The sequence below is a fragment of the Actinomadura sp. RB99 genome (genome assembly GCF_014706005.1).
In the GTDB taxonomy this organism is placed as follows: domain Bacteria; phylum Actinomycetota; class Actinomycetes; order Streptosporangiales; family Streptosporangiaceae; genus Spirillospora.
Window position 1 is genome coordinate 132631 of record NZ_JABMCA010000004.1, and the last position, 23895, is coordinate 156525.

10 protein-coding genes are annotated in these 23895 nt (G+C 76.5%); 5 read left to right on the forward strand and 5 right to left on the reverse strand.

Annotated features, from left to right (window positions below; translation table 11 throughout):
• Position 1: 1 nt before the first annotated feature.
• The 4 genes from amrb99_RS50645 to amrb99_RS05640 form a co-directional block, all read right to left on the reverse strand.
• On the reverse strand, positions 2 to 13087 hold the full coding sequence (locus amrb99_RS50645) for a type I polyketide synthase (protein ID WP_190853151.1): 13086 nt from the start codon (positions 13085 to 13087) through the stop codon (positions 2 to 4).
• A 127-nt stretch (positions 13088 to 13214) separates the two neighbouring features.
• Positions 13215 to 13892, reverse strand: coding sequence for an HAD-IA family hydrolase (locus amrb99_RS05630; RefSeq protein ID WP_190853153.1), 678 nt, complete (start codon positions 13890 to 13892; stop codon positions 13215 to 13217).
• Positions 13885 to 14994: a Gfo/Idh/MocA family oxidoreductase gene (locus amrb99_RS05635; RefSeq protein WP_190853155.1), complete on the reverse strand. Its 1110-nt coding sequence runs from the start codon at positions 14992 to 14994 to the stop codon at positions 13885 to 13887. Before amrb99_RS05635 ends, amrb99_RS05630 begins: the two co-directional genes overlap by 8 nt.
• Complete coding sequence (locus amrb99_RS05640) at positions 14991 to 16142, reverse strand: DegT/DnrJ/EryC1/StrS family aminotransferase (RefSeq protein ID WP_190853158.1); 1152 nt, start codon at positions 16140 to 16142, stop codon at positions 14991 to 14993. The genes amrb99_RS05635 and amrb99_RS05640 overlap by 4 nt, the downstream gene beginning before the upstream one ends.
• A gap of 190 nt (positions 16143 to 16332) precedes the next feature.
• Between amrb99_RS05640 and amrb99_RS05645 the strand changes: the two genes are divergently transcribed.
• The 5 genes from amrb99_RS05645 (at position 16333) to amrb99_RS05665 (ending at position 22370) form a co-directional block, all read left to right on the forward strand.
• Entirely contained in the window at positions 16333 to 16764 is a 432-nt protein-coding gene (locus amrb99_RS05645) for a type II 3-dehydroquinate dehydratase (RefSeq protein ID WP_190853160.1), read from the forward strand.
• Positions 16761 to 17660: an ROK family protein gene (locus amrb99_RS05650; RefSeq protein ID WP_190853162.1), complete on the forward strand. Its 900-nt coding sequence runs from the start codon at positions 16761 to 16763 to the stop codon at positions 17658 to 17660. The genes amrb99_RS05645 and amrb99_RS05650 overlap by 4 nt, the downstream gene beginning before the upstream one ends.
• On the forward strand, positions 17644 to 18693 hold the full coding sequence (locus amrb99_RS05655; RefSeq protein ID WP_190853165.1) for an iron-containing alcohol dehydrogenase: 1050 nt from the start codon (positions 17644 to 17646) through the stop codon (positions 18691 to 18693). Before amrb99_RS05650 ends, amrb99_RS05655 begins: the two co-directional genes overlap by 17 nt.
• A gap of 1 nt (position 18694) precedes the next feature.
• Entirely contained in the window at positions 18695 to 19492 is a 798-nt protein-coding gene (locus amrb99_RS05660; protein WP_190853167.1) for a shikimate dehydrogenase, read from the forward strand.
• A 79-nt stretch (positions 19493 to 19571) separates the two neighbouring features.
• Complete coding sequence (locus tag amrb99_RS05665) at positions 19572 to 22370, forward strand: BTAD domain-containing putative transcriptional regulator (RefSeq protein ID WP_190853168.1); 2799 nt, start codon at positions 19572 to 19574, stop codon at positions 22368 to 22370.
• Here amrb99_RS05665 and amrb99_RS05670 read toward each other — a convergent pair.
• Entirely contained in the window at positions 22361 to 23788 is a 1428-nt protein-coding gene (locus amrb99_RS05670; RefSeq protein ID WP_190853170.1) for an MFS transporter, read from the reverse strand. The two genes, amrb99_RS05665 and amrb99_RS05670, sit on opposite strands and share 10 nt — an antisense overlap.
• Positions 23789 to 23895 lie beyond the last annotated feature (107 nt).

A 23895-nucleotide genomic window follows, 5' to 3' on the forward strand; every position in this document is an offset into this window, starting at 1 on the left:
CTCAGCCCTGTCCGAGTTCATGGTCGATGAGCGCGAAGAGCTGGTCGTCGGTCGCCGTCTCCAGGTCGGCGCCGGGCTCGGCGGGCCCGGCGAGGCGGGCGGTCAGCGCGTCGAGCCGCGCGACGATCCGGTCCCGGAGCGCGCCGTCCTCGGGCGGCTCGCCGAGCGCGCGTTCCAGCCGTTCCAGCTCCGCCAGCGCGGGCGGGACGGCCTCGCGCGGTGCGACGCCGAGTTCCGCGCGCAGGTGCTCGGCGAGCGCGGCCGGGGTGGGGTGGTCGAACACCGCGGTGGCCGCGAGCCGCACGCCGGTCGCCTCGGCGAGTCGGTTGCGCATCCGCACGGCCGTGAGCGAGTCGAATCCGGCGTCCTTGAACGCCTGGTCCGCGCGCAGGGTCTCGCCGGCGGGCAGGCCGAGCACGTCCTCGGCGGCGGCGCGGACGATCCCGACCAGCTCGCGCCGCTGGTCGAGCTCCGGCAGCCGGGCCAGCCGGTCGGCCAGGGGCTCGCGGGCCGGCTCCGCCGCGTCGTCGGTCGTGGTCGCGGTGGCGGTCCGGCGCGGAGCGGTCCGCACCAGGCCGCGCAGCAGCGCCGGGAGCGTGCCCTCGCCGGCCCGGCCGCGCAGGGCCGCATGGTCGAGGCGAGTGGGGACGAGCACCGCCTCGCCGTCCACGCGCAGCGCCAGGTCCAGGAGCGAGAGCGCCTCGTCGGTCGGCAGCGCCAGTTGCAGGCCACGGGCCAGACGGTCGCGGCCCTCCTCCCCGAGGCGGCCGGTCAGCCCGCTGGCCTGCTCCCAGAGACCCCAGGCCAGGGAGAGGGCGGGCAGCCCCTCGGCGCGCCGGAGCCGGGCCAGCCCGTCCAGGAACCCGTTGGCCGCCGCGTAGTTGCCCTGCCCGGCGTTGCCGAAGATCCCCGCACCGGAGGAGAACAGCACGAACGCCGCGAGGTCCAGGTCGCGGGTCAGCTCGTGCAGGTGCCAGGCGGCGTCCGCCTTCGGGCGGAACACCGCCTCCACCTGCTCCGGGCTCAGCGACGCGAGCACCCCGTCGGCCAGCGCGCCCGCCGCGTGGACGACGGCGGTCAGCGGATGTTCGGGGGATATCTCCGCGAGGACGCCCGCCAGCGCGTCCCGGTCGGAGACGTCGGCGGCGACGATGCGCACGTCGGCGCCCGCCGCGCGCAGGTCGTCCGCCAGTTCACCGGCGCCCGGGGCCGCCGGGCCCCGCCGTCCGGCCAGCACCAGGTGGCGGGCGCCGTGGGAGGCCGCCAGATGGCGGGCGACCAGCCCGCCCAGCGTCCCCGTGCCGCCCGTGATCAGCACGGTGCCGTCCGGGTCGAGCCGGGGCGGCTCCCCGGTGGCGCGCGCACGGGCCAGGCGGGGCGCGTACAGGCCGCCCTCGCGGACCGCGAGTTCCGGCTCCCCCGAGGCGACCGCCGCGGGCAGCAGCGCCCGCGCGGCGCCCGGGTCGTCGGCCTCCACCAGCGTGATCGGGTCCGGGACTTCGAGCCGGGCCGTGCGGACCAGGCCCGCCACGGCGGCGCCCGCCGGCCCTCCGGCGGTCAGGACGGCCTTCGGCGGGTCCTCGGCGATGCGCCGCATCGCCCGGACGACCAGGTCGCGAGCCGCCTCGGCGGGCGGCCCCGCCGGGACGCCGGTGAGGTCCAGGACGTCGCCGGCCGCGAGCGGCGCCGCGTCCGATGCCGCCTGGACCCGCGTCCACGTGATGCGGTGGAGCGCGTCGGAGTCCGCGCCGGCGGCGGGCAGGGACGCCGGCCGGAGCACCAGCGACCCGATCTCGGCGACGGGCCGGCCCGACCGGTCGATGATCGCGAAGGTGACGGCGTCGTCGCCCGCCCGTGCGGCGCGCACGCGGAGCGCGGTGGCGCCGGTCGCGTGGAGCGCGACGTCGTTCCAGGCGAACGGGAGGAGCGCTCCGCCGCCGGCCGGACGCGGCGCCGCGCCGAGGTTGGCCGCTTGCAGGGCGGCGTCCAGCAGGGCCGGATGCAAGGCGTAGCCCTCCGCCTCGACCCCGTCGGGCAGTTCCACCTCCGCGAACACCTCGTCCTGGCGCGTCCAGGCGGCGCGCAGCCCGCGGAAGGCCGGACCGTACTCGTATCCGCGTTCGGCAAGACCGGCGTAGAAGGAGTCGACGGCGGCCGGTTCGGCACCTGCCGGCGGCCACTGCGAAGGCGCCGGCGCGGCGTCGGGGACGTCCGCCGAAACGCGACCCGTGACGTGCCGCGTCCACGGGCCGTCCGGTTCGCGACGCGAGTGGACGCTCACGGGGCGCCGCCCGGACCCGTCCTCCTCCCCGACCGTGACCGAGACGCGGACGGTCCCGTGCTCAGGCAGTTCCAGCGGCGTCTCGATGACCAGTTCCTCGATGGTCGCCGCCTCGGTCTCGGCGGCGGCCTGGAACACCAGTTCGTTGAAGACCGCGCCCGGCAGCAGCACGCGTCCGGCCACCGTGTGATCGGCGAGCCAGGGGCGGCTTCCCAGTGACAGCCGGCCTCCGGCGATTACGCCTCCGGTGTCGGGGTCGGGAGCGATGGTGTCCAGAAGGGGGTCGGCCTCCTCGATCCAGTAGCGGCGGCGCTGGAACGCGTACGTCGGCAGCGGCACCCGCCGTCCACCACGAGGCACATGGACCGGCGACCAGTCGACGGCCACGCCGCGGACCTGGAGTTCGGCGAGGGAGAGCAGGAAGCGCCGCAGGCCGCCGTCGTCGCGGCGCAGCGTCCCGGCGGCCACCGACGTGCGCTCGTCCACGAGTTCCTGCACGCTCGGTACCAGGACGGGATGGGCGCTGACCTCGATGAACGTCCGGAACCCGTCTTCGGCCAGCGCTTGGACGGCGTCGGCGAAACGGACTTGGCGCCGCAGGTTGCGGTACCAGTAGCCGCCGTCGAGTTCGGTGGTGTCCAGCCAGCGCCCTTCGACCGTGGAGAAGAACGGGATGTTCGATGCTCGCGGAGTGATCCCGTCCAGCAGGTCCGCCAGCTCGGCTTCGATCGCCTCCACGTGCGAGGTGTGCGAGGCGTAATCCACCGGGATCCGCCGCACCCGCACACCCTCGGCCTCAGCCCGAAGAATGAGGTCGTCCAACGCATCCGGCTCACCCGCGACCACCACCGACCCCGGGCCGTTGACCGCCGCGACCTCCAACCCATCGCCCAACCACGACGAAGCCTTCTCGACCGGCACCGCCAACGACACCATCCCGCCGCGCCCCGCCAGACCACGCGCAATGGCCTGGCTCCGCAACGCCACCACCCGCGCCGCATCCTCCAACGACAACGCACCCGCAACACACGCCGCCGCGATCTCACCCTGCGAATGCCCCACCACCGCGTCAGGACGGACACCGAACGACTCCCACAACCGGGCCAGGGCCACGTTCACCGCGAACGACACGGGCTGCACCACGTCCACCCGCTCCAGCGGGCCGGTGAGCGCGTCCTCGAACGACCAGTCCACGTACGGCTCCAGGGCCGCTCCCACCTCCGCCAGCGCATCGGCGAAGACCGGCGACGCGCCGGCCAGCTCGTCCGCCATCCCGGCCCACTGCGCTCCCTGGCCGGGGAAGACGAAGACGGTCTTGCCGGTGACGTTCGCCGTCCCGGTGACGGCGGCCGGTGCGGGAGCGCCCTGGGCCAGCGCTTCGAGTGCTGCCGCGGCCTCCTCCCGGTCGGCCGCGAGGACGACCGCGCGCTCGTCCAGCGCGGCGCGGGCGGTGGCCAGGGCGTGCCCGATCTCGGCAGCCGTGAGGTCCCCGCGGTCGGCGACGAACGAGGCGAGCCGCGCGGCCTGCGCCCGCAGCGCTCGCGCGCCGCGCGCGGAGACCGGCCACACCACGGCGGCGGGCTCCTCGTCCGGAGCGGAGGCGTCCGCGCCGACGCCGGGGGCCTCTTCGATGATCACGTGGGCGTTGGTGCCGCTCACCCCGAACGACGACACCCCCGCCCGCCGGGGCCGATCGGCCTGGGGCCAGTCGCGCGCCTCGTCCAGCAGCCGTACGCCGCCCGCCGACCAGTCGACCTCCGACGTCGGCTCCTCCGCGTGCAGGGTCCTGGGCAGCGCGCCGTGGCGCAGCGCCTGCACCATCTTGATCACGCCCGCCACGCCCGCGGCCGCCTGGGTGTGACCGATGTTCGACTTGACCGACCCCAGCCACAGCGGCCGGTCGGCCGGGCGGTCCTGGCCATAGGTCGCCAGCAGCGCCTGCGCTTCGATCGGATCGCCCAGCCGCGTGCCCGTGCCGTGCGCCTCCACGGCGTCGATCTCGGCGCCCGTCAGGCCCGCTCCGGCGAGCGCCTGCCGGATCACCCGCTCCTGCGACGGTCCGTTCGGCGCGGTCAGGCCGTTGGACGCGCCGTCCTGGTTGATCGCCGAGCCGCGCACCACCGCCAGCACCTCGTGGCCGTTGCGGCGCGCATCCGACAACCGCTCCAGCACCAGGATGCCGATGCCCTCCGACATGCCGAAGCCGTCGGCGGACTCCGCGAACGCCTTGCAGCGCCCGTCGGCGGCCAGCCCGCGCTGCCGGCTGAAGCCGATGATGCCCTCCAGCGTGGACATGACCGACACCCCGCCCGCCAGCGCCAGCGAGGACTCCCCCGACCGCAGCGACTGCGCCGCCAGATGCAGTGCCACCAGCGACGACGAGCACGCCGTGTCGACCGTCACCGCCGGGCCCTCGAACCCGAGGGTGTAGGACACGCGGCCGGTCAGCACGCTCGCCGCGTTCCCGGTGACGAGGTACCCCTCGTCCGCGCGGCCGCGCGCGCCGCCGGTCCCGTAGTCCTGGCCGTGCGTCCCGACGAAGACGCCGGTGGGCGTTCCGCGCAGGGACGTCGGGTCGACCCCCGCGCGTTCCAGGGCCTCCCACGACACCTCCAGCAGCAGCCGCTGCTGCGGATCCATCGCCAGAGCCTCGCGGGGGTTGATGCCGAAGAAGCCCGCGTCGAAGTCGGCCGCGCCGCGCAGGAAACCGCCGCCCCGCACGTAGGTGCCGCCGGGCGCGTCGGGATCGGGGTCGTGGACGCCGTCGAGATCCCAGCCGCGATCCGTCGGGAAGCCGCCGATCGCGTCGCCGCCCTCGGCGACGAAGCGCCAGAGGTCCTCCGGCGAGTCCACGTCACCTGGGAAGCGGCACGCCATGGCGACGATGGCGATGGCGTCCCCGTCCGGGCCGGGCGTGGTGGTCGGCGCCGCTGCTGCCTCGGGCGCCGTCCCGGACAGTTCGGTTCGCAGCCGCTCGGCGAGACGGGCGGGTGTCGGGTGGTCGAACACCAGGGTCGCGGGCAGGCGGAGGCCGGTGGCCTCGGACAGCCGGTTGCGCAGCTCGACCGCCGTGAGCGAGTCGAGACCGAGGTCCTTGAAGGCGCGTCCGGGCTCGACGGCGTCGGCGCCGCTGTGCCCGAGCACGGCGGCGGCCGTCGCGCGGACGACGCCGAGCAGGTCGGCGGGCGCGACCGCGTCCGAGCCGGCGGGCGCCGCCGCCTCCGGCCGCCGGGGCCGGGCGGGTGCCAGGGCGCGCAGCAGCGGGGGCGCCTCCCCGGCGGCGCGGACGGCCGCGAGGTCCAGCCGGATCGGCACCAGCGCCGGCCGGTCGCTCTCCAGCGCGGCGTCGAACAGCGCCAGGCCCTCTTCGGCGGTCAGCGGGCGCGTACCGGAGCGGGCCATCCGCGCCAGGTCCGTGCCGGAGAGGCGGCCGCCCATTCCGGCTGCGCCGCCCCACAGTCCCCACGCGAGGGAGACCGCGGGAAGGCCCTGCTCGCGGCGGTGCCGGGCGAGCGCGTCGAGGAAGGCGTTGCCCGCCGCGTAGTTGCCCTGCCCGGGACTGCCGAAGGTGGAGGACGCCGACGAGTACAGGACGAAGGCGGCCAGGTCGAGGTCTTGGGTGAGTTCGTGCAGATGCCAGGCTCCGTCCACCTTCGGCGCCAGGGCGGCGTCCCATTCCTGCGGGCCGAGCGAGGCCAGGACGCCGTCGGCGACGACCCCGGCCGCGTGCACGACCCCGGTCAGGCGGTCCGCGACCTGCCCGAGGGCCTCGGCGAGGGCGGCCCGGTCGGCCACGTCGGCGGCGACGGATCGCACCTCCGCCCCGAGATCGGACAGTTCCCCGATCCATTCGGCGGGGGCGCCCGTCCGAGACAGCAGGACCAGCTCCGCGACGCCGTGCGCCCGCACCAAGTGCTCGGCGACGAGGCGGCCGAGACCGCCCGTCGCGCCCGTCACCAGCACGGTCCCGCCGGCCAGCCGCGACCGCTCCGGCGGGGCCGGGAGCGGCGCGCGGGCCAGCCGCGGCACGAGGACGCGCCCGTCGCGCACCGCGATCTGCGGTTCTTCGGGGATCAGCGGCAGCGCGGCGGCGACCGACCCCTTGCCGGGATCGTCGGTGACCAGGGACGCGAAGAGGCCGGGGTGCTCGGACTGCGCGCTGCGGAGCAGGCCCCGCACCGCCTCGTGCACCGGGTCGTCCGGCGAGGTGACCACCAGGAGGCGGGCCGACGCGGCGCGCGGGCCGTCCGGCCAGTCGCGCAGCAGGCGCAGGGTCTCCCACCCCACCGCGCGGACGCGCTCGGGCAGGGGCCGCCTGGCGTCACCGCTCGCGACGCGGTGGACGACGACGTCCGGCGCCGCGTGCCCGGCCCTCCCCGCCGGGACCCACGCGACCTCGAACAACCGGTCGCGCGCCCCGCCCGCCGCGAACCGGCCGGGGTCGAGCGGGCGCAGCGCGAGCGACTCGACGCCGACCACCGGGACGCCCGACGGGTCCGCCGCGCTGATGGCCACGCTGTCGGGCCCGGTCGCGGTCAGGTGGACGCGCAGTGCGCGGGCACCGGTCGCGTGCAGGCGCACGCCGGACCAGGAGAAGGCGAGGCGCGGCCGGTCGGGGCCGGGCAGCAGCGCCGCGGCGGCGATCGGGTGCAGGGCCGCGTCGAGCAGCGCGGGATGCAGGCCGAACCCGTCCGGGTCCGCCTCCTCCGGCAGCCGGAGCTCGGCCCACGCCTCCCCGTCGCCCGCCCAGACGGCCTGGACGGCGCGGAAGGCGGGACCGTACTCGACGTTGAGGCTCTCGTAGAAGCCGTCGAGGTCGAGAGGGCGCGCGCCGGCAGGCGGCGGCCAGGGGACGGCGGCGCCCGGCCGGTCGTCCTCTCCGAGCGTCGCGGTGGCGTTCTCGGTCCACTCCCCGTCGGGCCCGCTGCGGGTGTGGACGCGGACGGACCGCTCCTCCACGCGAACCTGGACGTCGAGCGCCCCGCCCTCGGGCAGCACGATCGGCGTCGAACCGGTGAGCTCGGCGACGGCCGGGGCGCCGCGCAGGGCGCCGATGTGGTGGAGGACGTCCAGGAGCGCGGTGCCCGGCAGCAGCACGGCCCCGGCCACCCGGTGGTCGGCGAGCCAGGGGTGGTCGCGTTCGGTCAGCCGCCCGGTGAACACCGCACCGCCGGAGCCGGCGAGCGGGACGACCGCGTCGAGCAGCGGATGGCCCGCGGGCTCGGGCCCGGCCGCCGGGCCGCGGGCCGGTAGGAGCCAGTACCGCTCGCGCTGGAACGCGTACGTCGGGAGCGCGACCCGCCGCGGGTCGGATCCGGCGAAGACCGCCGTCCAGTCGACCGGCACGCCGCGCACGTGGAGTTCGGCGAGGGAGAGCAGGAAGCGCCGCAGGCCGCCGTCGTCGCGGCGCAGGGTCCCGACCGCCACGGACGGCTCCGTGACCATCTCCGCGATGCTCGGCACCAGGACGGGGTGGGCGCTGACCTCGACGAACGTCCGGAACCCGTCTTCGGCCAGCGCTTGGACGGCGTCGGCGAAACGGACTTGGCGCCGCAGGTTGCGGTACCAGTAGCCGCCGTCGAGTTCGGTGGTGTCCAGCCAGCGCCCTTCGACCGTGGAGAAGAACGGGATGTTCGATGCTCGCGGAGCGATCCCGTCCAGCAGACCCGCCAGCTCGGCTTCGATCGCCTCCACGTGCGAGGTGTGCGAGGCGTAATCCACCGGGATCCGCCGCACCCGCACACCCTCGGCCTCAGCCCGAAGAATGAGGTCGTCCAACGCATCCGGCTCACCCGCGACCACCACCGACCCCGGACCGTTGACCGCCGCGACCTCCAACCCATCGCCCAACCACGACGAGACCGCCTCGACCGGCACCGCCAACGACACCATCCCGCCACGCCCCGCCAGACCACGCGCAATCGCCTGGCTCCGCAACGCCACCACCCGCGCCGCATCCTCCAACGACAACGCACCCGCAACACACGCCGCCGCGATCTCACCCTGCGAATGCCCCACCACCGCATCAGGACGGACGCCGTGCGCGCGCCAGACCTCGGCGAGCGCCACCATGACCGCGAAGGCGACTGGCTGCACGACGTCCACGCGGTCCAGCGGCCCGCGCAGCGCCTCGGTGAGCGACCAGTCCACGTGGGCGGCGAGCGCGTCGGCGCATTCGGCCAGCCGGGCCGCGAAGACGGGGGACGTCTCCAGCAGCTCCGCGCCCATGCCCGCCCACTGCGTCCCCTGCCCGGGGAAGACGAACACCGTCCTGCCGTCGACGTCGGCGACGCCGGACACGACGGTCGGCGCCGGCTCGCCCGCCGCCAGCGCGCCGAGGCCGGCGAGCGCCTCGCTCCGGTCGGCCGCCACGACCACGGCGCGGTGGTGGAGCGCGGCGCGGGTGGTGGCCAGCGAGGACCCGAGGTCGGCCGGCCGCGTCTCCGGGCGCGCGAGCATGTCGTCCCGCAGCCGTTCCGCCTGCGCGCGCAGTGCCGGGACGGCGCGGGCGGAGACCGGCAGGGCCACCGCCTCCGGCTCGGGCGCGAGGGCGTCGCCGATGGGCGGGGCGTCCGGCCCCTGTTCGATGATCACGTGGGCGTTGGTGCCGCTGACGCCGAACGACGACACCCCGGCCCGGCGCGGCCGATCCACCTCGGGCCACGCCCGCGCCTCGGTCAGCAGCCGCACACCGCCCGCTGACCAGTCCACCTGGGAGCTCGGCGCGTCCACGTGCAGCGTCTTGGGCAGTACGCCGTGGCGCAGCGCCTGCACCATCTTGATCACACCGGCCACACCCGCCGCCGCCTGCGCATGACCGATGTTCGACTTCAGCGAGCCCAACCACAACGGCTGATCGGCGGGACGATCCCGGCCGTAGGTCGCCAGCAGCGCCCGCGCCTCGATCGGGTCGCCCAGCCGCGTGCCGGTCCCGTGGCCTTCGACGGCATCGACATCGGCGGCGCTCAGACCCGCGTTGGCCAGCGCCTGACCGATCACCCGCTCCTGCGACGGCCCGTTCGGTGCCGTCAGGCCGTTGGACGCACCGTCCTGGTTCACCGCCGAACCACGCACCACCGCCAGCACCTCATGACCATTGCGGCGCGCATCCGACAACCGCTCCAGGACGAGCACACCGACGCCTTCGGACCAGCCCGTCCCGTCGGCGGCGTCGGCGTACGCCTTGCACCGGCCGTCCGCCGCGAGGGCGCCCTGGCGGGTGAACTCGACGAACGAGGTGGGCCGGGCCATCACGGCCACTCCCCCGGCCAGGGCGAGCGAGGACTCCCCCGACCGCAGCGACTGCGCCGCCAGATGCAACGCCACCAGCGACGACGAGCACGCCGTATCGACCGTCACCGCGGGCCCCTCGAAGCCCAGCGTGTAGGACACGCGGCCGGAGGCGACGCTGCCGGAATTGCCGGTGCCGAGATAGCCCTCAAGGTCGGCGGGCACCTCGGCGAGGTCGGTGGCGTAGTCGTGGTACATCAGGCCAGAGAAGACCCCGATGTCGCGGCCCCGCAGGGAGGTCGGGTCGATGCCCGCGCGCTCCAGGGCCTCCCACGACACCTCCAGCAGCAGCCGCTGCTGCGGGTCCATGGCGAGGGCCTCGCGCGGCGAGATCCCGAAGAAGCCCGCGTCGAAGTCACCGGCGTCGTGGAGGAATCCGCCGTGCCGGGTGGCGGTCCGCAGGGAGTCGACGTCCCAGCCGCGGTCGGCGGGGAACTCCGTGATGGCCTCGGCGCCGTCGGCGACGAGCCGCCACAGGTCCTCAGGCGAGGCGATCCCGCCCGGCAGGCGGCAGGCCATGCCCACGATCGCGACGGGCTCGCCGGACAGGGCGTGCGGCACGGCCGCGTCCCGGGTGACGGGCTCGGCGAGCAGCGCCGCCCGCAGGTGGCGTGCGACGGCCAGCGGGGTCGGATGGTCGAAGGCGAGCGTGGCGGGCAGCGGCAGCCCGCAGGCGGCGGCCAGCCGGTCGCGCAGGGCGACGGCGGTCAGCGAGGTGAGCCCGAGGTCGCGGAACGCCGCGTCGGCCTGGAGGTCGCCGCCGGCTCCGAGCAGGTCGGCGACCGCCGTCCGGACCAGGTCCGTCAGCAGCCGGTCGCGGTCGGCCCGGCCGGGCAGGTCCAGCAGCCGGCGGCGCAGGTCCGCGGCCGCGCCGTCGTCCGCGGCCACCGGACGGGCCGGGGCTTCGATCAGATCGCGCAGCGGGGCCGGGACCCCGTCGGCGCGCACCGCCGCCGGGTCGAGGCGGAAAGCGGCGAGGCAGGCCTCCTCCGAGGCGAGGGCCGCGTCCAGCGCCGACATGCGGTCCCGGGCCGTCAGGCGCCCGACGCCCGGCGGCGGCGGACGGCCGTCGCCCTCGACGGGCCCCAGGGCCAAGGACAGCGCGGGCAGCCCGCCGGCCGCGCGGCGGCGGGCCAGCGCGTCGAAGGAGGCGCCGAGGGCGGCCTCCTCCTCCCCTTCGCGCCGCGCGGCTCCGAGCAGTCCCGTGGCGGGCGAGAGCAGCACGAACGCGTCGAGGTCATGGGCCGCGGTCAGCTCGGAAAGGTTCACCGCCCCCGCCCGGGCGGCCTCGGGGTCCCGTCCGCCGGGCGCGTGGACGACGGCACCGATCGGGCCGCTCGCGGCGAGCAGTGCGACGAGGGCGTCCCGGTCTGCGGCGTCGTCGGCGATGGTGGCGACATCGGCTCCGTGGGCCACGGCCAGGTGGCGGGCCACGGCCGCGCCGAGTTCGCCGTCGGCGCCGGTGACGAGCACGGTCCGGCCGGCCCCGACCGGACCGCGCGGGGCCGCGTCCGGCGGCGCGGCGGCACGGACGGCGCGCGGCACCAGGAGGACCCCCGAGCGGACGGCCGCCTGCGGTTCCCCCGCGGACAGCGCCTCGGCCGCCCACCGCTCGGCGTCGGCCCCGGCGTCCAGGTCGAGCAGCGTGAACCGGCCCGGGTACGCGGCCTGGACGCCGCGCACCGCCGCCCACACGTCCGCCTGGGCGCGGTCGATCGCGGTGCCGGTCCCTTCCACGGCGACCGCCCCGCGGGTGACGACGACCCGGTGGGCGCCCGTCTCGCCGTCGCCGGACGCCCAGGCCCTGAGCCGGGCGGAGAGCTCGCCCGCGTCCGAGTCCGAGTTCGAGTCCGCCGAGGTCACCACCAGTTCGGGCCGCGCGTCTCCCGTGCCGGAGCGACCCGGCACCGAGGGAAGCGGGATCCAGTCCAGGCGGAACAGCGACTCATGGCGCCCGCCGCCCGTCGCGCGCAGCCGGGCGGGACGCTCCAGCAGCAGGCGGCGCGCGACCTTGCCGGAGGCCGTGCGCGGGACCTCGGCTATCTCGTACAGTTCCTCGGGCACCTTGAAGTAGGCGAGGCGCTCCCGGCAGGCGGCGAACAGCGCCTCGGGATCCAGGCCCTCGGGCCCCGGCACGACGAAGGCCACCGGAACCTCTCCGAGCACCTCGTGCGGACGGCCCGCCACCGCGACGTCCGCGACGCCGGGCCGCCCTCGCAGGACCTCCTCCACCTCGCCGGGGTGGATGTTCTCCCCGCCCCGGATGATGAGCTCCTTGATCCGGCCGGTGATGGTGAAGTAGCCGGCGGCGTCGCGCCGGGCCAGGTCGCCGGTCCGGTACCAGCCGTCGCGGAACGCCTCGGCGGTCTCCTCCGGCCTGCCGTGGTACCCGACCATCACGCTCGGGCCGCGAACCCAGACCTCGCCCTCCTCCTCCGCCCCGACGTCGGCGCCGGTCTCGGGATCCACCAGCCGCACGCCGAGCCCCGGCACCGGCAGCCCGCACGACCCCTCGACGCGGGCGCCCGTCGGCCAGTTGATGGTGATCGACCCGCACGTCTCGGTGCTGCCGTAGGCGTCCAGCAGCGGCGCGCCGAACGCCTCCTCGAACGCCCGGCGCAGCTCCGCCGTGGTGACCGCGCCGCCGACCAGGCACATGCGCAGGTGCGGCGCCGTGAAACCCTCCTCGCGCGCGGCCCGGACGAGATGGTGGTACATCGTCGGGACGCCCGCGAGGAAGGTGCTGTCGTCCTCGCGGAGCGCGCCGAGCACCTCGCCCGCGCTGAAGCCGTCCAGGATGCGGGCGGTCGCGCCGACCGCGGTGACGGCGAGCACGCACGCGATGTGCGAGAGACTGTGGAACAGCGGCAGCGGCCACAGCACGCGGTCGTCGGCGGACAGGCCGGGGACAGGCACGTAGCAGGCGGCGACCGACCACAGGCAGTTGCGCTGGGTGGAGACGACGCCCTTGGGCCGCCCGGTGGTGCCGGAGGTGTAGAGCATCCATGCCGGTTCGTCCAGGCCGAGGTCGTCGCGGGCGGGCGTGCCGGGCTCGGTGCCGGCGAGCGACTCGAAGGGCACCGCCGCGGGCAGCGCCTCGGGCGGCGCGTCGCCGGTGACCACGACGGCGACGTCCGGCCGCCCGGCCAGCACCCGGGCCAGCGGCGCGGCGTGCTCCGGGTCGGTGATCACCAGCCGGGCGCCGCTGTCGTCCAGCAGGTAGGCCAGCTCGGCCTCGGTGACGCGTGGGTTCACCGGGACGCCGATCGCGCCCGCCCGGACCAGGGCCAGGTAGCCCTCCACCGTCTCGACGCGGTTGCCGAGCAGGAGGGCCGCGCGGTCGCCGGGCTGCAGCCGGCGTTCCGCGAGATGGCCCGCGAGGCGCCGGGTCCGCGTGTCCAGCTCGGCGTAGGTGACGCCGCGCCGGGCGTCCCGGAAAGCGATCTTCCGGGGCGCCCGGCGGGCGTGCTCGTCCAGCAATTCGGGCAGTGGCCGAATCAGCTCCGTGCGCAGCATTCCGGCGCATCCCCCAATGCGAGGTGACGGTGCGGAACCGCCCGCAAGAAATGTGCCGGCGGCTGCGCCCAGTCTCATCAAGGAATGGTCGGGACAATCCCCTAACCGCCCCCCTAATGGTCCTTACTCACGTCCGGACCGGGGGACGGGGCGGGGTCAGCAGGCCGAGCAGGTCGGCGGGGCTGCGCAGCACCGCGTCCGGCCGTTCGGCCAGCAGCGGCGCGGGGTCGCTCTCGCCCCACAGCGCGGCGATCGCGCCGACGCCGGCGGCCCGCGCGCTGCGCAGGTCGGTGACGGCGTCGCCGACCATCACCGCCTCGTCCGGGCGGGCGCCGAGCAGGCCGAGGGCGCGCTCGACGATGTCGGGCGCGGGCTTGGGCCGTGCCACCTCGTCCGAGCCGATCACGTGCTCGAAGTACCCGGCGATGCCGAGGACGGCGAGCAGCGAGCGCGCCCGGGGCCCGCTCTTGCCGGTCGCGACGGCGAGCCGCAGGCCGCGCCGGCGCAGCCCGGCCAGCAGCGGCCCGACGCCCTCGAAGACGGTGACCTCGCCGGCGAGCCGGTAGCTCTCCCGGACGAACGGCTCCTCGATCTCGGGCGGCAGGCCCATGATGCGCATGATGTCGGGGAAGTAGCGGCCGAGGTGCCTGCTGTACTCCTCGAAGGGCGCCGGGCCGTCGCCCATCACCTCGGCGTAGGCCGTCTGGAACGCCCGGCGCATCACGTCGAAGCTGTCGACGATGACGCCGTCCAGGTCGAAGATCACCGCGCGCACCGCGGGGCGGCCCCTGGCGGCGTCAGACATGGCCCGCCCCCGCCGCCACCGGCGTTCGGGCCGCGGGCCGGGCCGAGTCGTACAGCCGGCCGATCGCCGCGATCATCTCCCGGGCGCGCGCGACCGCGGCGCCGCGGCGCCCGGGGTCGGCCAGCAGGGCGGGCAGCTCGTCCAGCTGGCGCGAGTACTCCACGCCGATCGGCTCCCTGGGGACGGGAACGGGCCGGGCGACGCCGTGCCGGGTGCGGACCAGCGTGGGCGCCTCCTGCCGGTTGGTGCTGAACCCGAACGTGCAGCGCAGCGCGGCCGTCCCGGCGGCGCCCTCCACGGTGATCGCGGTGACGTCGCGGGTCTCGTGCGACGCCCAGCTCGCCCGCAGCGCCACCGAGACGCCGCGGTCGGTCACCAGGAACCCGCGGGCGGTGTCCTCGACGTCGCCGGCGGCCGCGGCACCGTCCGCGGCGGGGGCGCCGGGCCCGGCCTGCTTCCACCGCGCGCGGCGCGAGGGGTCGTTGACGAAGTCGGACGAGACCGTGCCGAGCACCCGGTCGAAGGCCGTGGGCCCGAGCAGCGGCTCCACGGCGTCGAACAGGTGCCAGCCGAGGTCGAGCAGGGCGCCGCCGCCCGCCTGCTCCCGCCGGACGAACCAGCTGCTCGCCGTGGGCACGCCGTGCGCGCGCACCCAGGACAGGTCGACGTGGCGGATCGGGCCGAGGCCGGCGGCGACGTCCAGCAGCGCCCGGACGTCGGCGCGGTACCGGGCGGCGCTGCCCGCGAGGAGCACCGCGCCGCCCGCCAGCTCGGCCTCCTCGAGCCGGTCCGCCTCGGCGACGCTGAGGCAGACCGGTTTCTCCAGGAACACCGGCACGCCCTTGGAGAGCAGCCGGGTCGCGACGGGTGCGTGCAGGTGGTTGGGGACCGCGACCACCGCCAGGTCCACGGTCGCGGGGTCGAGCTCGTCGACCGTCGCGAGCGCGACCGGCGCGCCCGCCGCGGCGCGCGCGGCCGGGTCGGGGTCGACGACGGCGGTGACGGTGTGGCGCTCGTGCTCGCGCAGCCGGGGCAGCCAGATCCGGCGCCCCGCCCAGCCGAGCCCGACCAGGGCGACGCGGACGCGCGCGGGGCCGCTCATGCCGCCCTCACCGCGTCGGCCACGATCTCGGCGACCCGGTGGAGCTGCTCCTCGGTGCCGAGCAGCGTCCGGTGGTGCAGCCAGATCCCGTCGCCGGTGAGCGCCTCGGCGTTCGGGCAGCGCGCCGCCAGCTCCTCGGGCGTCGCGTCCGGCGCGCCGGTCTCCCAGAAGGCGGCCGTGCGGTAGACGGCGCGGAACACCACGAAGGCGGGCACGCCGCGCGCCACGAGCGCGTCGACGAGCGCGTCGCGGCGCTCGCCCGCCAGCTCCGGCACCCGGAACATGGCCATGTAGTGCGGCACCCGGTCGGCGCGGGCGTCCCGGTCCTGGGGCACGACGCCCGGGATCTCGGCCAGGAGCCGGGCCAGCACGGGCGCGCGCCGCTCCCGCGTGTCGATCTGCTCGTCCAGGCGGCTCAGCTGGGCGCGCAGCACCGCGGCGGAGAACTCGTTCAGGCGGAAGTTCGAGCCCGAGGTCCGGTGGTGGTAGCCGCGGTCGTCGCGCGGGCGCCCGCAGCTGTGCCGCAGGAAGCCCTCCTCGTAGGAGTCGCGGTCGGGGAAGGTGACCGCGCCGCCCTCCCCCGCCGTCATGAGCTTGCCGTTCTGGAAGCTGTAGGCCGCGATCGTGCCGAACTCCCCGACGCGGCGGCCGTTCCAGCGGGCCCCGTGCGCGTGGGCGGCGTCCTGGACGAGCGGGACGCCGCTGTCGGCGGACAGCTTGGCCAGTGCGTCCATGTCGGCGAGCTGCCCGGCGATGTGCACCGGCATGATCGCCCGGGTGCGCGGCCCGACCGCCGCCGCGGCGGCCGCCGCGTCCAGGTTGTAGGTGCCGGGGTCGATGTCCACCGGTACCGCCACCGCGCCGAGCCGCTGCACGGCCTGCGACGAGGAGATGAAGGTGAACGCCGGCACCAGGACCTCGTCGCCGTCGCCGATCCCGAGCACCTGCAGGGCCAGTTCCAGCGCGTGCGTGCCGTTCGTCACCGCGAGCGCGTGCGCGGCGCCCTCGTGCTCGGCGAACTCGCGCTCGAAGGCGTCGACCTCGCCGCCGCCCATGCGCCACCACTGGCCCTGCTCCAGCGCGCGGACCAGTCCCGCGCGTTCCCGCTCGTCGTACTGCGGCCACTCCGGCAACCCGATATCACTCATGTGCTCCACATCCTCCGCGTCATGCGTTCCGACCGTTTCACAAACCGTCCCCAGCGGGGATTTCTTCGGCACGGTACCCAAGCGAGGAGGGCATTTCCCATCCCCTATCGCACCCCCTATATTTCCCTTGCCCGAATGTCGCACGGAGATTCTTCGCGCCAAATGCGCAGCGCATGTTATAACGGCGGACGTGCAGTTGCTTTTGCTGAACGGACCGAATCTGGGGATTCTCGGGCGCCGGGAGCCGGAGATCTACGGGACCGACACGCTGGCCGACATCGAGGCGTCCGTCCGCGCGGAGGTGGCGGCGCGCGGCTGGGAGGTGGTGCCGGTGCAGCGCGAGTCGGAGGGCGCGCTGATCGAGGCGTTGCACGGCCGGTGGGACACCGTCGGCGCGATCGTGAACCCGGGCGCGCTGATGATCGCCGGCTGGGGGCTGCGGGACGCGCTGGCCGCCTACCCGCGCCCGTGGATCGAGGTGCACCTGTCGAACGTGTGGGCGCGCGAGTCGTTCCGCCACGAGTCGGTGCTGGCCCCGGTGGCCGACGGGGTGATCGTCGGGCTCGGCGCGCTCGGCTACCGGCTCGCCGCCCGCGCCCTGCTCGCGCTGGTGCCGGAATGACCCGCCTCGGGATCGACGTCGGCGGGACCAAGGTCGCGCTCCGGCTGGCCGCCGCGCACCGGCCGCCGCGCGACGCCGCGTTCCGCTGGCCGGCACCGGCGGACCCCGCCGAGGACTGGGCGGCCTTGGCCGGGGAGGTCGCGCAGCTGCGCGCCGGGGCGGACCCGCCGATCGCGGCCGTCGGGGTCGCGCTGCCCGCCGCCGTCGACCCCGCCGGGCGCGTCACCGCCTGGCCCGGCCGCCCCGCCTGGGTCGGTCTCGACGTGGGGGCGCGGCTGCGCGCCCTGTTCCCCGGGGCCGCCGTGCGCTGGGCCGACGACGGCGACGTGGCGGCGCTCGCGGAGGCCGAGCGGGCGCGGGCGCGGAACGCGGTGTACCTCGGGGTCGGCACGGGCGTCGGCGGTGGCGCCGTGCTCGACGGCCGGCCGGTGCCCGGATGCGAGGCCGGCCACCTCGTCGTCGACCGGTCGGCGCGGGACGAGCGGTGCGACTGCGGCCGGTTCGGCTGCGTCCAGGCCGCCGCCTCCGGTCCCGCGATCCTCCGGCGGGCGGCCCGGCTGCGGGGTTCGCCGGTCCCGTTCGCCGGGCTCCGCGACGGGCTGGCGGACGGGGCGCGGTGGGCGGCGGCCGCGCTGGAGCCGGCATGGGACGCGCTCGCCGCCGCCGTCACGGGCCTCGGCGAGCTCCTGCGTCCCGAGATCGCCGTGATCGGCGGCGGCGTCGCCGCGGGGCTGCCCGGCTTCACCGAGGCGGTCGCCGAGCGCGTCGCGGGATACGCCCGTCCGGGGTTCGCGCCGCCGTCGGTGCGGCCCGCGGCGCTGGGCGCGCTGTCGTCCCTGCACGGAGCACTGCTGCTGGCGGAGCGGGAGGAGGCCCGGAGTGACCGGACGGGATGAGGGGACGGCCACGGCGTCGCGGTGCGTGGACGTGGCGCTGGGCGAGCGTTCCTACCAGGTGCGCATCGGGGCCGGGGTGCGCGCCGCGCTCCCCGGCGTCATCGCCGGGATCGGAGCGCGGCGGGCCGTGGTCGTCTCGGCCAGGCCCGCGGAGTGGACGCCCGATCCCGGGGTGCCGTCCACGGTGGTCCCCGTGCGCGACGGCGAGACCCACAAGACGCTGTCGCAGGTGGAGGAGCTGTGCCGGCGCTTCGCCGATCTCGGGCTGACCCGCGCGGACGCGGTCGTGTCGTGCGGCGGGGGCACCACCACCGACCTGGTGGGCCTGGCGGCGGCGCTCTACCACCGGGGCGTCCCCGTCGTGCACCTGCCGACCTCGCTCCTGGCGCAGGTGGACGCGAGCATCGGCGGCAAGACGGCGGTGAACCTGCCGCACGGCAAGAACCTCGTCGGGACGTACTGGCAGCCGCGCGCGGTCCTCTGCGACACCGACTACCTCGCGACCCTCCCCCGCCGCGAGTGGACCAACGGGTACGGGGAGATCGCGCGCTGCCACTTCATCGGCGCGCCCGGCCTGCACGGGCGTCCGGTGGACGAGCAGATCGCGGCGAGCGTGGCGCTCAAGGCGTCGGTCGTGGCGGCCGACGAGCGCGACGCGGGGCGGCGGCACGTGCTCAACTACGGGCACACGCTGGGCCACGCGCTCGAACGCGCCACCGGCTACCGGCTGCGGCACGGGGAGGCGGTCGCGATCGGCACGGTCTACGCGGGGCGGCTCGCCGGCCGGCTCGGCCGGATCGGCGCGGCCCGCGTCGCCGAGCACCAGGCCGTCGTCGCGGCCTTCGGGCTCCCGACCGGCCTGCCCGCGGACGCCGACCGGGACGCGCTCGTGCGCCTGATGCGGCTGGACAAGAAGGCCGCGGACGGGCTCGCGTTCGTGCTGGACGGCCCGCGCGGCGCGGAGCTGGTGACGGGGGTGCCGGAGTCCGAGGCCGCCGCCGCGCTCGCGGGGATGCCGGCCGGAGAGGACTGACATGGGCCGCATCACCGGCACGACCCGGCTGCTGGCCGTCCTCGGCGATCCGGTCGAGCAGGTGCGGGCCCCGGCGCTGGTCAACCCGCTGCTGGAGCGGCTCGGCCGGGACGCGGTGCTGGTCCCGGTGCACGTCCGGTCGGCGGACCTCGCCCCGGTGGTGGGCGGGCTGCGGCGCGTCGGCAACCTGGACGGCCTGCTGGTCACCGTGCCGCACAAGATCGAGATCTGCCGGTACGCCGACGAGCTGGGCCCGGCGGCCGCGTTCACCGGCAGCGCGAACGCCCTGCGCCGCGAGCCGGACGGCCGCTGGCACGCCGACAACTTCGACGGCGTCGGCTTCGTCCGCGGGCTGCGCGCGTGCGGCCACGACCCGGCGGGCCGGCGCGTCTCGCTGGTGGGCGCGGGCGGAGCGGGCGCCGCGCTGGCGGCGGCGCTGCTGGAGAACGGGGCGGCCCGCCTGTCGGTCTGCGACACCGACGCCCGGCGCCTCGGCGCGCTGCTCGCCCGCCTCGCCGCACGCTGGCCGGGCCGCGCGTCCGGCTCGGCCGTCCCCCGGGTCGAGGACGCGGACATCGCCGTCAACGCCACCCCCCTCGGGATGCGCGCGGGCGACCCGCCGCCCTTCGACCCCGCCCTGGTGCCGCCGGGCGGGGTGGTCGCCGACATCGTCATGAGCCCCGCCGAGACGCCGCTGCTGCGGGCCGCGGCCGCGCACGGCCGCGCGGTCCATCACGGATCCCACACGCTCGATCACCAGCTGGAGTGTTACGCGTCCTACTTCGGCCTCGGGGGTTGACCGCTTCCAATTGCAGCCAATATCGATAGAATTAGTATGAAATACCCGCCAAGACGAGACGGTCGACAGGGGGACCCCCTTGCGATTCAGCCTGCTCGGTCCGCTGGAGGTGGTGCGGGACGGCCGGCCCGTCCCGCTCGGAGGGGTCAACCAGCGCGCGGTCCTGGGCTACCTGCTGCTGCACGCCGGGACCGTGGTGTCCACCGGCGACCTCATCCGCGCCCTGTGGCACGATCCCGTGCCCCCCACCGCGCGCAAGATGGTGCAGAACGCCGTCGCCGGAGTGCGCCGCGCGCTCCCCGCCGACGGTTCCTGCGCGCTGGAGACCGCCTCGCCCGGATACCTGCTCCGCCTCGACCCCGGCCTCATCGACGTCACCCGTTTCCGCACGCTGGTGGAACGGGGCCGCGCCGACTTCCGCGCGGAGGCGTGGGAGCCCGCGGCCCGGCGCCTGCGCGAGGCCCTCGCGCTGTGGCGCGGCCCCGCGCTGGCCGACGTCATCGACTCCGTCACCGCATGGCCCGAGCTGACGGTCCTCGAGGAGGCGCGGCTCGCCGCGCTGGAGGACTGTCTCGAGGCCGAACTCGCCCTCGGCCGCCACCACGAGCTGATCGGCGAGATGACGTCCCTGGTCGACGAGGAGCCCGCGCGCGAGCGGCTGTGCGGCCTGCTGATGCTGGCGCTCTACCGGGGCGGGCGCCAGCGCGAGGCGCTGGCGGTCTACCAGGACCTCCGCGACGTCCTGCGGGACGGCTTCGGGCTGGACCCCGGCCCCGAGCTCAGGCGGCTGGAACGCGACATCCTGAACCAGGACCCGCGGCTCGCCCTCACGACGGCCCCCGGCAGGGCGGGCGGCCCCCTGCCGCAAGGCGCGGCTCCCGGCGCGGCGGGTCCGGAGGGCGCGGCGGGTCCGGAGAGCACGGCGGACCGTGCCGGGATCGCGCCGCCGGCCAGGACGCCGTGCGGCAAGGCCGCCGACGCGCGCGAACGGGTCCCCGGCGGCGGTCGCGCCGGCGACGCCGAGCGCCCCGTCTCCGAGCGTCCCGTCTCCGAGCGCAAGCGGGCCAGCGTGCTGCTGGTGCGCACCCGCGTGGACGTGGTGCACGGCTCGTCCGAATGCGTCGACGAGACGCTCAACGACCTCGCCCGGATCATCGCCGAGGAGGCCCGCCGCTTCGGCGGGGCCGTGCGCGAGACGCTCGGCTCGGTCCGCCCCGTGCTGTTCGGCTTCCCGCGCTCGCACGAGGACGACCCCGAGCGCGCCGTCCGCACGGCCCGCGCCGTCCGCGCGCGGATCGACGACCGGGTCGCGACGTTCCTCGGCGTCCAAATCGCCGTCGCCACCGGCGACGTCCTCGCGACCTACCGGGACGAGCACGACCCGTCTCCCGCGCAGCTGGCGGGGACGGTGCCGCACTCCGCCGAGCGGCTGCTGGCCCACGCGCCGCCCGGCGGTATCCGGGTCTGCCCGGTGACCGCCCGCGCCGCCGGCCTGCACGCCGCCGCGCCGGAGGACGACCCGGCCGGCGGCGTCCCCGTCGCACCCGGGCACGGACCGTTGCCGTGGACGCCCGTCCCGGCGCGCACCGGGCCGCTGGTCGGCCGGGACCGGGACCTGGAGATCCTCCGCGGCCTGCTCGGCGACGTGCGCCGCAGGCAGCGCCCGCACCTCGTCACCGTCCTCGGCGAGCCCGGCATCGGCAAGAGCCGCCTGATGGCCGAGTTCGCCGCGGACGTCCCCGGGTCCGTGCTCGTCGGCCGCACCCCGCCGTACGCGGGCGGGGTCCTCGCCCCGCTCGCCGACGCGGTGCGGTCACGGCCGGACGGCGCCGAGACGGCCCGGCTGATCGAGCGCCTTCCCGCGGAGGCCGGAGCGGCCGCCTGGCGCCGGCACGTCGCCGACCTCGCGCTGGACGGCCCCCTCACGATCGTCCTGGAGGACCTGCACCGCGCAGGCACGGTCCTGCTGGACCAGGTCGAGGACCTGACCGAGCAGCTCGCCCGGGTGCCGGTCCTCATCGTGGCGACCGCCCGGCCCGAACTGCGGCAGCGCAGGACGCGCTGGGGATGCGGGAAGCGCGACGTCACCACGCTCACGCTGGACCCGCTGTCCGACGAGGAGGCGCGCGCGCTCCTGCCCCGGCCCGCCGACCCCGCGATGCTCACGCTGGTCGGCGGCAACCCGCGGCACGCCGAGGAGTACGCGCGGGCCGTGCGCGGGTACGCCGGCGACGGCTGCCACGGCGCCTACGACGGCGCCCCCGTCCCCGGGCCGCTGCGCGCCCTCGTCGCCGCCCGGATCGACACGCTCCCGCTCCCCGAACGGGCCGTCCTGCGGGACGCCACGACCTTCCCGGAGAGCGGGTTCCGGGCCGAGGGCGTGGCCGCCGTCTCCGCCCGCACCATCGAGGAGACCGCCGAGGCCCTGCACGCCCTGGAGCGCAAGGACTTCCTCGTGCGGCGGCCGTCGGACCGCTCCGGCGCGCCGGAGTACGCCATCCGGCAGCCGCTCCTCCGCGAGGTCGCCCATGCCCAGTTGCCGCGCAGCCAGCGGATCGCCCGGCACCGGCGCGCCATCGACTGGGTCGACTCGCTGCCCGCGGACCAGGCCGACCTCCTCGTCCACCACTACCGGCTCCTCGTGATCCTCAACTCGCCCGACCTGGCGTACGACACGGCGCGGCAGGCCCATCACGCGCTCCTCGCCGCCGAGCGCCGGGCCGCCGCGGCGGGCGCCCACGACACCGCCGCCCGGTGCCGGCGCGCTGCCCACGACCTGCGCCGCGGGCGTGCCCGCGCCGCGCCGTCCTGGGCCGCCGCGTTCCACCGCCCGCTGCCCCGGCGCGTGGACGGGTCACCGGTCGCCACCTACCGCTGAGCCGCCGCCGGGCCGCCCCGCGACAGCAGCAGGGCGATCACCAGCGCGAGCGCGAGCAGCACCGCGCCCGCGGCGAAGCCGATCCGGTACCCGTGCGTCAGCGCGGCCGGCCCGTCCGCCGCTCCGGCGTGCCGGGTCCCGGCCGCGGCCAGCGCCGCCATGCCCGCGAGCCCCAGCGCCCCGCCGACCTGCTGCGCGGTGCCGATCACCCCGGAGCGGACCCCGGAGTCGGCGGCGGACGCGCCCGTCATGGCGAGCGCGGTGGCCGCCGGCAGGACCAGGCCCGCCGAGACGCCGAGCGCCAGCATCGCGGGCAGCACGTCCACCGCGTAGGTGCCCGACGCCGGTGCCCGCGCCAGCCAGCCGAATGCCAGGATCCCGGCGGCGAGCCCCGCCGGCAGGACGCGGCCGACCCCGAAGCGGACGATCAGCGGCTCCGCGAGCGCCAGCGAGGTCGCCCCGATCACGGCGGACGCCAGCAGGTAGGCGAGCCCGGTCTCCAGCGGGTCGAGGCCGAGCACCTCCTGGAGGTACAGCGTGACCAGGTACTGGAAGCCGAACATCGCGCCGACGAACAGCGCCTGCAGCGCGTTCCCTCCCGTCCAGGCCCGGGAGCGGAAGACCGCCAGGTCCAGCAGCGGGGCCGCGGCCCGCCGCTGGCGGAGCACGAAGCCCGCGAGCAGGGCGAGCCCGGCCGCGGCCGGCACGGCGGTGACCGCCGCGCCGGAGCCGCCGGGTCCGAGGGAGCCGATCGCGAAGACCAGGAGCATCAGCCCTGCGGTGACCAGCGCCGCGCCGAGCAGGTCGGCGCCCGCCGCCCAGCCGATGCCGCGGTCCGGGCGCAGCGTGCGGCGGCCGAAGAGCAGCAGCAGCGCGCCGATGGGCACGTTGACCAGGAACATCCACGGCCACCCGAGCAGCTCGGTGAGCAGCCCGCCGCCGAGCGCGCCGACCGACCCGCCGCCCGCCGCGACGAACGCGATCACCGTGATGGCCCGGACCCGCTCCCGGCCCTCGGGGAACAGCACCACCGCCATGCCGGTGATCACCGAGCCCGCCATCGCGCATCCGACGCCCTGCACGAACCGCGCGACCACCAGGGCCGTCGCGCCGCCGGCCGCGCCGCACGCCGCCGAGGCCGCCGTGAACACCGCGATGCCGCCGAGGAAGACCCGCCGCCGCCCGAGGAGGTCGCCGAGCCGGCCGCACAGCAGCAGGAGCCCGCCGAAGGCGACCAGGTACCCGTTGACGACCCAGGACAGCTGCGCGCCGGCGAGGCCGAGGTCGGCGCGGATCCGCGGCAGCGCCACCGCCACGCCCGTCCCGTCGACGATCAGCATCAGCTGCCCGGTGGCGAGCACCGCCAGGGCGGGCCAGGGGGAGCGCCCGGTCCGTACCGCGGTCTCCGCGACGTCCATCCCGCCTCCCATTCTTTTGCCGTGATCGTGCCACCCGGAGCAGCATTCGAAAAGAAGGAACATCGATGTAACCACGGGAAGGAAAAGTGCCTTCTTCCGCCCTTCTC

Coding starts and splice junctions, on each gene's coding strand:
- amrb99_RS50645 (WP_190853151.1), bottom strand. CDS start 13,087: ATGCTGCGCACGGAGCTGATTCGGCCACTGCCCGAATTGCTGGACGAG.
- amrb99_RS05630 (WP_190853153.1), bottom strand. CDS start 13,892: ATGTCTGACGCCGCCAGGGGCCGCCCCGCGGTGCGCGCGGTGATCTTC.
- amrb99_RS05635 (WP_190853155.1), bottom strand. CDS start 14,994: ATGAGCGGCCCCGCGCGCGTCCGCGTCGCCCTGGTCGGGCTCGGCTGG.
- amrb99_RS05640 (WP_190853158.1), bottom strand. CDS start 16,142: ATGAGTGATATCGGGTTGCCGGAGTGGCCGCAGTACGACGAGCGGGAA.
- amrb99_RS05650 (WP_190853162.1), top strand. CDS start 16,761: ATGACCCGCCTCGGGATCGACGTCGGCGGGACCAAGGTCGCGCTCCGG.
- amrb99_RS05660 (WP_190853167.1), top strand. CDS start 18,695: ATGGGCCGCATCACCGGCACGACCCGGCTGCTGGCCGTCCTCGGCGAT.
- amrb99_RS05670 (WP_190853170.1), bottom strand. CDS start 23,788: ATGGACGTCGCGGAGACCGCGGTACGGACCGGGCGCTCCCCCTGGCCC.